This window comes from Pantoea sp. USHLN298 (genome assembly GCF_037149395.1).
Lineage (GTDB): Bacteria > Pseudomonadota > Gammaproteobacteria > Enterobacterales > Enterobacteriaceae > Pantoea > Pantoea astica.
Window position 1 is genome coordinate 1 of the sequence record NZ_JBBCRO010000004.1, and the last position, 13538, is coordinate 13538.

Sequence of the window (13538 nt, forward strand, 5' to 3'; positions counted from 1 at the left end):
ATGAATTTCATTATGTGTTCACTCGTGAGACTTGATATTTTTTACGTCCGGAGACGCTGATATCAATCCTGCGAGTGCCCACACAGATTGTCTGATAAATTGTTAAAGAGCGGTGCGAGCAGCGGGTTAACCGTCTGTCGCGAGGTGGCGTATATTACGCTTTCCTCCTTCAGAGTCAACTTCTTTTTGGGAAGTTTTTCTCCGGCGGCGCAGTCTCCTGTGCCTCTCAACCCGGCGGCCGGTAAGCCGGTGTTCCGTGTCAGTGGAGGCGCATTATAGGGGACGCTTCAGATAGCGCAAGTGCAAATTTAAACTTTTTTGCTGTTCGTCTGAAATTTGCACAAAAGCGCCGTTTTAGCCCTGTTTGATGCGTGCTGGCAGCGCGGCGAGGCTATCAATCACCCAGTCTGCTGCAGCTTCGCCTTCAGCGGTGACCGGCTTACCACTACGGACCAGTACTTTCTTACCCACGCCTGCAGCCTGACCCGCCAGCATATCTTCCAGCTTATCGCCCACCATATAAGAAGCCGCCATATCAATGTGCAGTTCCTGCTGCGCCGTTAACAACATCCCCGGCTGTGGTTTGCGGCAATCACACACCTGGCGAAACTCTTCAACAGTCGCCTCAGGATGATGCGGACAGAAATAGATGCCATCGAGATCCACATCACGATCGGCTAATGACCAGTCCATCCATTCGGTCAGCCGCATAAAGGTATCTTCGGTAAACATGCCGCGCGCAATACCAGACTGATTGGTCACTACGACCAAAGCAAAACCCATCTGCTTCAGTTGTTGTAGCGCCTCAATCGTGCCGTCAATGAACTGGAAGTTATCAATTTCATGGACATAGCCATGGTCGACGTTGAGGGTGCCATCGCGATCAAGAAAAATGGCTGGGACTTTATTCGCCACGTAGAAACTCCTGCTGTAAAAATTGCCGATCAGTATCGCATGATTGCTATAAAAGGGAGAATGCCAGATTGAATCACTTCCATTGATTTAGACGTCTGGATGCCTTACCATCCATCCAGCTTTGACAGCATATCAGGCTTAACCGCCTGCCACACCACGGACAACGCAACACGATAATAAATAACGTAATGATTAAATTAGAAAATATCACCAAGGTGTTCCAGCAAGGCAACCGCACCATTCAGGCGTTATCTGACGTCAGTCTGCACGTGCCTGCCGGACAAATTTATGGCGTCATCGGGGCTTCCGGTGCCGGCAAAAGTACATTGATCCGTTGCGTTAATCTGCTTGAGCGCCCGACTTCGGGCCGGGTACTGGTAGATGGTGCTGACCTGACTGCACTTAGTGAACGCCAGTTAACCCAGGCGCGTCGTCAGATCGGCATGATCTTTCAGCACTTTAACCTGATGAACTCCCGTACCGTCGCCGGCAACGTTTCACTGCCGCTGGAGCTGGGTAACCTGTCACGCGAGCAGATTAAGGCGCGGGTCGCTGAATTGCTGGAACTGGTCGGCCTGTCCGATAAGCATGATGCCTGGCCCGCAAACCTTTCAGGCGGCCAGAAGCAGCGCGTCGCCATTGCCCGCGCTCTGGCCAGTAATCCTAAGGTGCTGTTGTGCGATGAAGCCACCAGCGCGCTCGATCCGGCCACGACCCGCTCGATTCTGGAGCTGCTGAAAGACATTAACCGCCGTCTCGGCCTGACCATCCTGCTGATCACTCATGAAATGGATGTGGTGAAACGCATCTGTGACCAGGTCGCGGTTATCAGTCAGGGCGAACTGATCGAGAAAGACAGCGTCAGTGAAGTCTTCTCGCATCCGAAAACGCCGCTGGCGCAGCAGTTCATTCAGTCAACGTTGCATCTGGATATCCCGGATGACTATCAACAGCGTCTTTCGGCCGTCGCCAGCCATGACAGTGTGCCGCTGCTGCGTCTGGAGTTCACCGGTAAATCGGTCGATGCGCCACTGTTGTCGGAAGCGGCCCGCCGTTACAACGTCAATAACAACATTATCAGTGCCCAGATGGATTATGCCGGCGGTGTGAAGTTCGGCATTATGCTGGCCGAAATGCACGGCACAGAAAGCGATACCCGTCAGGCCATCGCCTGGCTGCAGGAGAATCACGTGAAAGTAGAGGTGTTAGGTTATGTCTGAGGCGATGATGTGGTTGCTGGGGCGCGGCGTATGGGAAACGCTGATGATGACCTTTGTCTCGGGCTTCTTTGGCTTTGTGCTGGGGCTGCCGGTCGGCGTGCTGCTGTATGTCACCCGTCCAGGCCAGATTCTTCAGAATCAGGGACTCTACCGGGTGCTCTCGGCGCTGGTGAATATCTTCCGTTCGATTCCCTTCATTATTCTGCTGGTCTGGATGATTCCGTTCACCCGCGTCATCGTCGGCACTTCAATTGGCTTACAGGCCGCCATCGTGCCGTTAACCGTCGGTGCCGCACCTTTTATTGCGCGTATGGTGGAAAACGCCCTGCTGGAGCTGCCAACCGGACTGATTGAAGCGTCACGCGCGATGGGCGCCACGCCAATGCAGATCGTCCGTAAGGTTCTGCTGCCGGAAGCGATGCCGGGCCTGGTCAACGCCGCGACGATTACCCTGATTACGCTGGTCGGTTACTCAGCAATGGGTGGTGCAGTCGGCGCTGGCGGTCTGGGTCAGATCGGTTATCAGTACGGTTATATCGGCTACAACGCCACCGTGATGAATACGGTATTGGTGTTGTTAGTGGTTTTGGTGTATCTCATTCAATTCTGTGGCGACCGCATCGTACGTGCGGTGTCCCATAAGTAAGCCAGCAATAACACTATTAAGGAAAGGATATGTCTTTCAGATTTAAAAAAATTGCCGCTGTGGGTGCACTGATTGGCGCGATTGCGCTGGCAGGATGCGATCAAAAAGAGAAAGATCCCAATCATATCAAAGTGGGCGTGATTGTCGGTGCTGAGCAGCAGGTAGCTGAAGCGGCACAGAAAGTCGCGAAAGAGAAGTATGGCCTCGACGTTGAGCTGGTGACGTTTAACGATTACGTGCTGCCTAACGAAGCGCTGAGCAAAGGCGATATCGACGCGAATGCCTTCCAGCATAAACCGTATCTGGATCAGCAGATCAAAGATCGTGGTTATAAGCTGGTCTCCGTCGGTAACTCCTTCGTCTACCCAATCGCGGGCTATTCGAAAAAGATTAAATCACTGGATGAGCTGCAGGACGGCGCTCAGGTGGCGATTCCCAACGATCCGACCAACCTGGGCCGTACCCTGCTGCTGCTGCAGAAAGTGGGTCTGATCAAACTGAAAGATGGCGTGGGCCTGCTGCCGACCTCGCTGGACATCACCGAGAACCCGAAGCATCTGAAAATTGTTGAGCTGGAAGCACCACAGCTGCCACGTTCACTCGACGATCAGCAGATTGCGCTGGCGGTCATCAACACCACCTACGCCAGCCAGATTGGTCTGACGCCAGCCAAAGACGGTATCTTTGTCGAAGATAAAGATTCCCCTTACGTGAACCTGATTGTGGCGCGTGAAGATAATAAAGATGCGGAAAACGTGAAGAAATTCGTTGAGGCTTATCAGTCTGACGAAGTCAGCGAAGCCGCGAATAAAGTCTTCAACGGCGGCGCCGTTAAAGGCTGGTAATACGGTTACTCATTTCTACCAGGGCGGCGCGATGCCGCCCTTTCTGTTATTGGGTCTCCTGCCCGACTTGTTATTTATTCTGGTCCTTGTTTCAATAACGCCACTTTTTGAAACCTGAGGATGTTGCCATGCGTTTTTTACCGCTCTGCTTGTTAGCATTGATGCTGACCGGGTGTGTCCATGAATATCACCCGATAAGCAGCGCACCTTCTCGTCCGCAGCAATCCAGCGAACCGGCCCGCAAACCTGCGTCGCGTCCTGCGCCGGTTAAGCTCTACACCGATGCGGCTGACCTGGTCAGCAAACCATTCCGTGATTTGGGCGAAGTCTCGGCTGAAGATTGCCAGATCAGTAACCAGAACTCGCCGGCTAACATCGCCACCGCGCGTAAACGCCTGCAGATCCGCGCCTCGCAGATGAAAGCCAACGCAGTGCTGCTGCATAAATGTGAAATTGTGACCGGAACGCCAGGCTGCTACCGCCAGGCGGTATGCCAGGGTTCGGCGCTGAAAGTCAGTAATCAATGAGTGAATTCGCCTTTGCGCAAATTGGGGTAATCCGCTCACCGTGGAAAGAGAAGTTTGCCGTACCGCGCCAGCCCGGTCTGGTGCAGGACGGCGGCGGCGAGCTACACCTGCTGGCACCCTATAACCAGCCGGAAGCGGTACGCGGGCTGGAAGCCTTCAGTCATCTCTGGCTGCTGTTCGTGTTTCATCAGACCATGGCCGGTGGCTGGCGACCGACGGTCCGTCCGCCCCGGCTCGGCGGCAATGCGCGCATCGGGGTGTTCGCGACCCGCTCAACCTTCCGCCCTAATCCGATTGGCATGTCGCTGGTTGAGCTCAAGGGCATTCATGTCGATAAACAGCAGGTGATCCTGCAGCTTGGCAGTCTGGATCTGGTCGACGGAACGCCGGTGGTTGATATCAAACCCTATCTGCCGTTTGCGGAAGCGATACCGCACGCCGAGGCTGGTTTTGCTCAGGCCGCACCGGCGGCTGATATGCCGGTCCGCTTCTCGGCTCAGGCGCAGCAGCAACTGCAACAGCAGCAGGTGCGCTACCCGCATCTGGCGCGCTTTATCAGTGAGGTGCTGGCGCAGGACCCTCGTCCCGCTTACCGTAAAGGTGAAGTGGAGCAACGGGAATATGCCGCCTGGCTGATCGATTTTAATGTGCGCTGGCGCATCGACGAGGCCGGAACGGAAGTGATCGCCATCGACCCGCGTTAAAACCCGCTTTTGAGCCGGTGATCTCACTGGTACACTAGCCGCCAGCAAAATTCTGTCTGTGACTTTCCGATCAACTGGAATCGTAATCAATGCGTACTACTCAATATCTGCTCTCTACTCAGAAAGAGACGCCTTCCGACGCTGAAGTGATCAGCCATCAGCTGATGCTGCGCGCCGGAATGATCCGCAAACTGGCTTCTGGCTTGTACACCTGGTTGCCGACCGGGGTGCGCGTGCTGAAAAAAGTCGAAAACATCGTGCGTGAAGAGATGAACAACGCCGGCGCGATTGAGATTTCAATGCCGGTGGTGCAGCCTGCCGACCTGTGGCAAGAGAGCGGTCGCTGGGAAGAGTATGGCCCGGAACTGTTACGTATTGCCGATCGCCACGATCGTCCGTTCGTGCTGGGTCCGACGCATGAAGAAGTGGTCACTGATCTGATCCGCAACGAGCTGAGCTCTTATAAGCAGTTGCCGCTGAATCTGTATCAGATTCAGACCAAATTCCGTGATGAAGTGCGCCCGCGTTTTGGCGTGATGCGTTCACGTGAATTCATCATGAAAGATGCTTACTCGTTCCACGTTTCGCAGGAGTCACTGCAGGAAACGTACGAGGCGATGTATCGCGCTTACAGCCAGAGCTTCACCCGTATGGGACTCGATTTCCGTGCGGTGCAGGCGGATACCGGCTCGATCGGCGGCAGCGCGTCACATGAGTTCCAGGTGCTGGCGCAGAGCGGCGAAGATGATGTGATCTTCTCTACTGACTCTGACTATGCGGCTAACATTGAACTGGCCGAAGCCGTTGCTCCAGCTGGCGAACGCGCCGCGCCGACCCAGGAAATGCGCATCGTTGATACCCCAGATGCCAAAACCATCGCCGAACTGGTTGAGCAATTCCAGCTGCCGATTGAGCAGACAGTGAAGACGCTGATCGTCAAAGGTGCGGAAGAGAGCGGCCATCCGCTGGTTGCCCTGCTGGTCCGCGGCGATCATCAGTTGAATGAGATCAAAGCGGAAAAAGCGGAGATCGTCGCTGCGCCGCTGGTGTTCGCCACCGAAGAAGAGATCCGGGCTGCCGTCGGTGCGGGTCCGGGTTCTATCGGTCCGGTCGGGCTGAAGATGCCAATCATCGCCGACCGTACCGTGGCGAAGATGAGTGATTTCAGCGCTGGCGCAAACGTCGACGGTAAACACTATTTTGGCATCAACTGGGAGCGCGATCTGCCGCTGGCCAGCGTGGCGGATATCCGTAACGTGGTCGAAGGCGATCTCAGCCCGGATGGCAAAGGCACGCTGCAGATTAAACGCGGCATCGAAGTGGGTCACATCTTCCAGCTTGGCACCAAATATTCTGACGCGATGAAAGCCTCGGTTCAGGGTGAAGATGGCCGCAATCAGGTGATGAGCATGGGCTGCTACGGCATCGGCATCACCCGTGTCGTCGCGGCGGCGATTGAACAGAACCATGATGAACGCGGCATTATCTGGCCTGCGGCGCTGGCACCGTTCGAAGTGGCGATTCTGCCAATGAACATGCAGAAATCGTTCCGGGTTAAAGAGCTGGCGGAAGAGCTCTACGCGACGCTCCGCGCCAAAGGTGTGGATGTCATTCTGGATGACCGTAAAGAGCGTCCGGGCGTGATGTTTGCCGACATGGAACTGATTGGTGTGCCGCACACCATCGTGATTGGCGATCGCAATCTCGACAATCAGGAGATTGAATATAAAGCGCGCCGTGCCGGTGAGAAGCAGATGATTAAGCAGGATGAGATCGTCGACTTCCTGCTGAAGGCTCTGAATAAGTAAGTTCTTAGCGATAGTCAAAGCGGGCTGAATCTGGCTGCAACGGATGAGCTCAACGCGAAGGAAACCGGGTCAGAAGAGGAAAGCGTCCCGCCGCCTGGATAAAAACGCCGGGAGCGTTTTTGAACAACGCATAACGTTGGCCCGTCTACGGGCGCACCTCAGGGATGAGGTGCGTAATTGTGCGGGCCGAGCGGCCATAGATGGCTTTAGCGACTTTCCGATCTGACCTTGTCCTCTGAGCAGGCTCGATTTCATCGCCGCACGAACCTGACTTTTTCAGCTCTCAAACGCCCCGCTTGCGGGGCGTTTTTTATTGTACTTTGCCGCGCATCGACTTAGTGGTACTGCGCCGTGCTTTCCCCTCCAGCCGTCGCTCTTTAGAAGCGCGGGTCGGCCGCGTCGCGCGCCGGGCCTTTTCCACCGTACTCAGTTCCCGAATCAGATTCACCAGACGCTGAAGCGCGGCTTCACGGTTCATCTCCTGACTGCGATGCTCCTGCGACTTAATCACCACGATCCCTTCGCGGGTAATCAAATGATGACTGGCGCTCAGCAATCGCTGTTTATAAAAGTCCGGCAACGAGGACGCGGCGATATCGAACCGCAAATGTATCGCCGTGCTGGCTTTATTGACATGTTGTCCACCGTTGCCTTGCGCACGAATCGCGGTCAGCTCAATTTCACTTTCCGGGATTTCAACACTGCGTGACAGCATAATCATCTGCCACCTTTCCCTGCGCTTATAGCGCTTACTGCCGATAACCTGTTCATCAACTTAACCTTTTGTGCTTTGACTCTTTCCGCGTCAGACAGCGGAATCTGTCACTTTAGCAGTGATTTGCGCGCTGTTCCTGCTTTAAGCGGGCTGATTTCCTGCAAATGGCTGTGATATAGTCGCCAGTTAACCAGAGTATTGACGCTCTGCTGAGGAGGGCCACGTGCAAAATTATTGTGAGTTAGTTCGCCGAAAATATGCCGAAATCGGCAGCGGGGATTTAGGTTACATACCCGATGCGATTGGCTGCGCATTGAAGGCGCTTAATGATATTGCCGCAAATACTGCGCTAAACTCTTCTGTCAGGGAACAGGCGGCCTACGCCGCTGCTAACTTATTGGTGAGCGACTATGTTGATAAATGAAGCGTACCAACCCATCAATTGCGATGATTACGACAATCTGGAACTCGCCTGCCAAAATAACTGGATGCTGTCGCTGGAGATGAAAAATGGCGAGCAGCTCAAGGCGAAGGCCGGCGAGATATTTTCACGCAAGAATGTGGAATATCTGTCCATTGATCTTGCCGGTGAAACCCGCGAGTTACGCCTCGACCATATCGCCAGCTTCAGTCACCCTGAACTGGGAACGGTCGTTGTCAGCGCAGAATAATCCACGTTTTCCGGGCGGGACTTTCCCGCCCTCTTCCGTTTCAGGGTTGTAACGATCCGTAGTAGGCCGCCAAATCTGCCATATCGGCATCACTTAATCCCGCGACGAACGCTTTCATCACTTCAGCCTGCCCCCCGTTACGCTCACCTTCCTTATAAGCCTGCAGGGCATGTTCAAGATATTCAGCGTGTTGCCCGGCCAGATTGGGATAGAGCGGCACCGTGGCTTTTCCTGCTGCACCGTGACAGGCCATGCAGCTGGCTGCCTTCTGCGCCCCACTCTGCGCATCACCCGCCGCCCAGGCCGGTAGCGCGGCGGCCACTAAACACGCCGCGATCCACGTTTTCATCATTGCTCTCCTGCGTTTCTATTTCGAATGCCAGACAACCTGCCAGCCATCCGCATCGATGGCCGCGCCCTCACGGGTAATGAAAAGATCCGGCGCGCAGATCAGCGTCTGGTTGTAAAAAATTAATGGAATCCGTTCGCGTTGCCACGGCGGAATGTGCAACGCCTGCCACAGCTTCTTCATTTCCCGTCCGCCGCTACGCCCTGCCAGATGAACCTGGCCCTGCGCATGGAACCGCACGCTGATCTGCTCATCCGGCTGGGGAAGACGTAACGGGCGCTGGGCCTGGCTGGCCTGCAGCAGGCCAAGATTGTCCGGCAACGCCAGCGGCTGGCTAATATCGGGCCACGCCAGCTGGATATCGCGTAGTGAGCTGAGCCGCGGCAGCCAGTAGAGCTGCTGGCGATAGCGTCGCAGTTCAGCCTGACCAGACTGCAGCCGCGGCTGGGCATCTTCGCGACTCGCCATCACTTCATGGCGGACACGGTTCAGCGCATCGCGTGACGGCATCGATCCGCCCTGCCCGGCAATCCAGCGGCGCAGCAGCGCATTGGCGCGCGCCTCACTCATCGTCAGTAAAGGTGGAAAGTGTAAGCTGCCGTCGGGCTGAGTCAGTGCGGCGAGCTGTTCGGCCAGCAGCTCATCCAGCAGCTGCTCCTGCTCAGCACAGAGTGCCGCGCTGCGCGCCGTCGCCTCGGCAAAATGGGGCCAGCGCTGACTCAGTTCCGGCAGCAGACGCTGGCGCAGAAAGTTACGGTCGTAGCGCAAATCCTGGTTGCTCTCATCCTCAACCCACACCAGTTGATGCGTTCGGGCATAGTGCTCCAGTGACTGGCGGGAATGATTAAGCAACGGACGTAGCAGGCGATGCGCGCCCAACATGCGGGATGGCGGCATCGCGGCTAAGCCCGCCGGACCACTGCCGCGCTTCAGCGCCAGCAAAAAGGTTTCGCATTGATCGTCGAGATGCTGGGCAGTGAGTAACGTTTCGCCAGGCTGTAGCGCCGCGCTCAGTGCCTGATAGCGGGCAGTGCGGGCGGCGGCTTCAATGCCGCTGTCGCGGCTATCGATCCTGACCCGCAGCACCTCGCAAGGTAGCTGCCATTGCTGGCAGAGCGCCAGACAGTGCGCCGCCCAGCGATCGGCATTAGGACTCAGGCCGTGATGAACATGCAGCGCCCGCAGGCGGGATTGAGGAGAGTGCTGCTGCCAGCGCCATGCCTGATGCAGCAGGACGGTGGAATCGAGTCCGCCACTGAATGCCACCACCAGCGCGGCATCCGGTTGCAGCAAAGAATCAAGAGCGGACAAAGACATGGTGCAATCCAGAAAATCGGGCCACCGGATGTGGCCCACTGAGCGCGCTATTTTACGCCTGATAAAGCTCCAGCGGCAAACCATCTGGATCGGCAAAGAAGGTGCACTGTTTACCGGTCAGCTCATCAATTCGGATCGGTTCGCACACCACGCCTTTCTCCGCCAGCGTTGCGGCGGCGGCGGCGACATCCGGCACGGTAAACGCGAGGTGACGCAATCCGCAGGCTTCAGGATGACTGACCCGTGCCGGCGGCTCAGGGAAAGAGAAGAGTTCGATGGTGTACTGGCCCTGTAACGCCAGGTCCCCTTTCCAGGAGTCGCGCGCTTCGCGGTAATATTCGCCCATCAGGCTGAAGCCCAGCACGTCACAATAGAACGCTTTGCTGCGCTGATAATCTGACGCGATGATCGCAATGTGGTGGATAGCCGTTAACTGCAGCATTTCAATTCCTTAATTTCAGACGAGCGCCTACCTTACGCAGGCACCCGATAGCTGACAATCTACAAAGTTCTTAACTGGCGTCGTTTTTCAGCACCCGAACGCGATATTCCCCTTCGTCGGTCAGCGTGGCACCATGGATATCGGTTTCAAAGCCCGGATAGTGGCGGCCAATGCTGCACAGCATTAACAGGAAATCGAGTACCGCACGGCTCTGTTCCGTGATCATCTCACCCGGCATCACCAGCGGCACGCCCGGCGGATAGGGCAAAATCATGTTGGCTGACACCCGCCCGACCAGCTCGCTGATATCGACGGTTTCAATATTGCCTTTCACCTGCTGCTGGAAAGCCTGATGCGGCGTCATTTTCATCTCCGGCAACACATCAAACGCCTGCAGCATCAGACGCGGCAGATCGTGATGGCGGATCAGCTGATGGATGCCCTGCGCCAGCGTCTGGATCCGCATATTGCGATAGAAGTCGGGATCTTCAGCGTAGAGATCCGGCAGCATATTTTTCACCCGCAAATTGAGATCGTAAGCGCGCTTGAACTCGGTCAGTCCGCGCAGCACGCTCATCGCTTTGGTTTTGTCGATGCCAATACTGAACAGGAACAGCAGGTTGTAAGGGCCGGTTTTCTCTACCACGATGCCGCGTTCATCCAGAAACTTCGCCACCAGCGCAGCCGGGATCCCCTCTTCGGCCATCTCACCCAGTTCGCTCATGCCCGGCGTCAGGATGGTGACCTTGATCGGATCGAGATACATGTGATCGCGATCGGCCTGGGTAAAGCCGTGCCACGCCTCGTCGCCAGGCTGGATCGGCCAGCACTGCGCCTCATCGATCTGTTCCGGCTGCCAGACATCAAAGAACCAGCTGTCAGACTCTTCACGCAGACGCTGGATCTCGCGGCGGAAATGCAGCGCGCGCTCCACCGAACGGTTGATCAGCCGCTTGCCCGGATTACCGCGCAGCATCGCCGCCGCGGTTTCAATCGACGAGACAATGGCGTAGTTCGGCGAAGTGGTGGTATGCATCATGTAGGCTTCGTTAAAGGTCTGCTCGTCGTAGTCGCCTTTAATATGAATCATCGACGCCTGTGAAAAGGCCGCCAGCAGCTTGTGGGTCGACTGAGTTTCGTACACCACTTTGCCCGGAATACGTTCGCCGCTCATGCCGCTTTTACCGGCGTAAATCGGGTGAAAATTGGTATAGGGCACCCAGGCGGAATCAAAGTGAATCGACGGCACATCCAGCGTCTCTTTAATGTACTGGGTGTTATAGAGCAGGCCGTCATAGGTCGAGTTAGTGATCACCGCATGGACCGGCCAGCTGGCACGTTCCGTGGCCGCGACTTTCTGTGTGATGCTGGCGCGGGTAAATTCCTGTTTTGGAATCCCGCCAAGAATACCCAGCGCGTTGCGGGTCGGCTTCAGCCAGATCGGGATCAGATCGCTCATCATCAGCAGATGCGTCAGAGACTTGTGGCAGTTACGGTCGATCAATACCGTGCTACCGGCCGGTGCCGCATACATGCCGACAATTTTATTTGAGGTCGAGGTGCCGTTGGTCACCATGTAACTTTGCTCCGCGCCAAAGGTGCGCGCCACATACTCTTCCGCTTCCAGATGCGGACCGGTGTGATCGAGCAGCGAGCCCAGTTCAGTCACTGAGATCGAGATATCGGACTTCAGGGTATTCGCGCCGAAGAAATCGTAGAACAGGCAGCCGACCGGACTTTTCTGGAAGGCGGTCCCCGCCATGTGACCGGGCGTGCAGAAGGTATATTTCCCCTCTTTGACATAGGTGAACAGCGCTTTGGTCAGCGGCGGCGTAATGTGGTCAATGTAGTCATCGGTGTACTGGCGGATATGCAGCGCGATATCGTCGGCGGCATTGAGCGCGTATTCAAAGAAGTGCAGCGGCATCCGCATCTCATTGATGCTGATATCCATCTGCGAATGGGTGTTGATGAAAGCATAGAGCGGCAGGTATTCGTTGAGCTGATTGATCTCGCCACAGAGTTCCGGGCTGTTATGCGCGTCCCAGTCGAAGATCACGCCGCTGATACGCGGATTGTGTTCAATCAGTTTCAGCAGATCGTCGCTGTTTTTTGGGTAAAGTAGCTGAAAACCTTGCAGATTTAATGCCGCGTCGAGTTCACGCAACGGCTCATCTTTATAAAACACGCCGTGCGCGCCCATGATCGCCAGAATATTCAATGCTCACCTCCCTTTGTCGTGGCATCGGGTAAGCATATACGCTAACCGATTGAAGGTGTAGCCAGCCGGCAAGCCACCTGCCGGATGAACAGCATGAAGGCGCAACGGTGGGCATTAAACAGACAGGAGAGGCTGGCGGCATAAAAAAAGCGGACCGGAGTCCGCTTTTTTAGCTATCTACCTAATCAGAATCAGGCGTAGCCGTAGCTCATCAGGCGCTGATAACGACGATCCAGCAGCTCTTCCGTGCTCAGGCCGTCGAGATCGGCCAGGTCGGCCAGCAGCTGCTGTTTCAGCGACTGCGCCATATCGACCGGATGACGGTGCGCTCCACCCAACGGCTCAGGAATTACCGAGTCGATCAGCTTCAGTTCTTTCAGACGGTGAGCGGTAATGCCCATCGCTTCCGCAGCCAGAGGCGCTTTATCGGCGCTCTTCCACAGAATCGAGGCGCAGCCTTCCGGTGAAATCACTGAATAGGTGCTGTACTGCAGCATGTTAACTTTATCGCCCACGCCAATCGCCAGCGCACCACCAGAACCGCCTTCACCAATTACGGTACAGATGACCGGCACTTTCAGGCCCGACATCTCACGCAGGTTGCGCGCAATAGCTTCTGACTGACCACGCTCTTCAGCACCCACGCCCGGATAGGCGCCTGGGGTATCGATGAAAGTGATGATGGGCATTTTAAAGCGTTCAGCCATCTCCATCAGGCGCAGCGCTTTGCGGTAGCCTTCCGGTGCTGGCATGCCGAAGTTACGGCGAATTTTCTCTTTAGTTTCACGCCCTTTCTGGTGGCCGATGATCATCACCGGACGGCCATCAAGACGCGCAATACCGCCGACAATCGCTTTGTCATCCGCATAAGCACGGTCGCCCGCCAGCTCATCGAAATCGTCGAACGCGTTACGGACGTAGTCAAAGGTATAAGGACGCAAAGGATGGCGCGCCAGTTGGGCGATTTGCCATGCGCCTAAGTCGGCGAAGATTTTACGGGTCAGCTCAACGCTTTTTTCGCGCAGGCGCTGAACTTCTTCGTCCAGATTAACGTGTTTATCATCCTGACGGCCAATCGAGGTCAGCGAATCGATCTTCGCTTCCAGTTCTGCGATCGGCTGTTCAAAATCCAGGTAATTAAGACTCATAATGTTCCTG

The 13538-nt window shown here is 55.7% G+C and carries 15 protein-coding genes; 8 read left to right on the forward strand and 7 right to left on the reverse strand.

Going from position 1 to position 13538, the window contains the following annotated elements:
* Window positions 1-354: 354 nt before the first annotated feature.
* Window positions 355-915 (reverse strand): D-glycero-beta-D-manno-heptose 1,7-bisphosphate 7-phosphatase, encoded by a 561-nt coding sequence (gene gmhB, locus WFK59_RS11085; protein ID WP_262287782.1) that lies wholly within the window; start codon window positions 913-915, stop codon window positions 355-357.
* 188 nt (window positions 916-1103) lie between these two features.
* On the opposite strand from gmhB, the gene metN reads away from it, so the two are divergent.
* The 6 genes from metN to proS all read left to right on the forward strand — a co-directional run bounded on the left by metN (window position 1104) and on the right by proS (window position 6665).
* The gene (metN, locus tag WFK59_RS11090) at window positions 1104-2135 is read left to right on the forward strand and encodes a methionine ABC transporter ATP-binding protein MetN (protein WP_233985227.1); all 1032 of its coding nucleotides are present in this window, start codon (window positions 1104-1106) and stop codon (window positions 2133-2135) included.
* A complete protein-coding gene (locus WFK59_RS11095; protein WP_009091958.1) occupies window positions 2128-2781 on the forward strand; it encodes a methionine ABC transporter permease MetI in 654 nt (217 codons plus the stop codon). The genes metN and WFK59_RS11095 overlap by 8 nt, the downstream gene beginning before the upstream one ends.
* A 29-nt stretch (window positions 2782-2810) precedes the next feature.
* A complete protein-coding gene (locus WFK59_RS11100) occupies window positions 2811-3626 on the forward strand; it encodes a MetQ/NlpA family lipoprotein (RefSeq protein WP_233985228.1) in 816 nt (271 codons plus the stop codon).
* A 128-nt stretch (window positions 3627-3754) separates the two neighbouring features.
* Window positions 3755-4153: an Rcs stress response system protein RcsF gene (gene rcsF / locus WFK59_RS11105; protein ID WP_233985229.1), complete on the forward strand. Its 399-nt coding sequence runs from the start codon at window positions 3755-3757 to the stop codon at window positions 4151-4153.
* Entirely contained in the window at window positions 4150-4857 is a 708-nt protein-coding gene (gene tsaA, locus WFK59_RS11110) for a tRNA (N6-threonylcarbamoyladenosine(37)-N6)-methyltransferase TrmO (protein WP_233985230.1), read from the forward strand. The genes rcsF and tsaA overlap by 4 nt, the downstream gene beginning before the upstream one ends.
* 89 nt (window positions 4858-4946) lie before the next feature.
* Entirely contained in the window at window positions 4947-6665 is a 1719-nt protein-coding gene (proS, locus tag WFK59_RS11115; protein ID WP_233985231.1) for a proline--tRNA ligase, read from the forward strand.
* Between the two features lie 310 nt (window positions 6666-6975).
* On the opposite strand, the gene arfB is transcribed toward proS, so the two are convergent.
* The gene (gene arfB / locus WFK59_RS11120) at window positions 6976-7386 is read right to left on the reverse strand and encodes an alternative ribosome rescue aminoacyl-tRNA hydrolase ArfB (RefSeq protein ID WP_094120992.1); all 411 of its coding nucleotides are present in this window, start codon (window positions 7384-7386) and stop codon (window positions 6976-6978) included.
* Window positions 7387-7603: 217 nt separating this feature from the next.
* Between arfB and WFK59_RS11125 the strand changes: the two genes are divergently transcribed.
* Window positions 7604-7804, forward strand: a complete 201-nt coding sequence (locus WFK59_RS11125) for a YaeP family protein (RefSeq protein WP_031375293.1) — start codon at window positions 7604-7606, stop codon at window positions 7802-7804.
* A complete protein-coding gene (rof, locus tag WFK59_RS11130) occupies window positions 7791-8051 on the forward strand; it encodes a Rho-binding antiterminator (protein ID WP_233985232.1) in 261 nt (86 codons plus the stop codon). The genes WFK59_RS11125 and rof overlap by 14 nt, the downstream gene beginning before the upstream one ends.
* Window positions 8052-8091: 40 nt before the next feature.
* On the opposite strand, the gene WFK59_RS11135 is transcribed toward rof, so the two are convergent.
* From WFK59_RS11135 to accA, 5 genes are all read right to left on the reverse strand, one after another.
* On the reverse strand, window positions 8092-8400 hold the full coding sequence (locus WFK59_RS11135) for a c-type cytochrome (RefSeq protein ID WP_336755804.1): 309 nt from the start codon (window positions 8398-8400) through the stop codon (window positions 8092-8094).
* An 18-nt stretch (window positions 8401-8418) separates the two neighbouring features.
* On the reverse strand, window positions 8419-9717 hold the full coding sequence (tilS, locus tag WFK59_RS11140; protein WP_336755805.1) for a tRNA lysidine(34) synthetase TilS: 1299 nt from the start codon (window positions 9715-9717) through the stop codon (window positions 8419-8421).
* Between the two features lie 52 nt (window positions 9718-9769).
* Complete coding sequence (locus tag WFK59_RS11145; RefSeq protein ID WP_233985234.1) at window positions 9770-10159, reverse strand: VOC family protein; 390 nt, start codon at window positions 10157-10159, stop codon at window positions 9770-9772.
* A 70-nt stretch (window positions 10160-10229) separates the two neighbouring features.
* The gene (locus WFK59_RS11150; RefSeq protein WP_336755806.1) at window positions 10230-12380 is read right to left on the reverse strand and encodes a lysine decarboxylase LdcC; all 2151 of its coding nucleotides are present in this window, start codon (window positions 12378-12380) and stop codon (window positions 10230-10232) included.
* A 191-nt stretch (window positions 12381-12571) separates the two neighbouring features.
* Entirely contained in the window at window positions 12572-13528 is a 957-nt protein-coding gene (gene accA / locus WFK59_RS11155; RefSeq protein ID WP_031375289.1) for an acetyl-CoA carboxylase carboxyl transferase subunit alpha, read from the reverse strand.
* Between the last annotated feature and the right edge of the window lie 10 nt (window positions 13529-13538).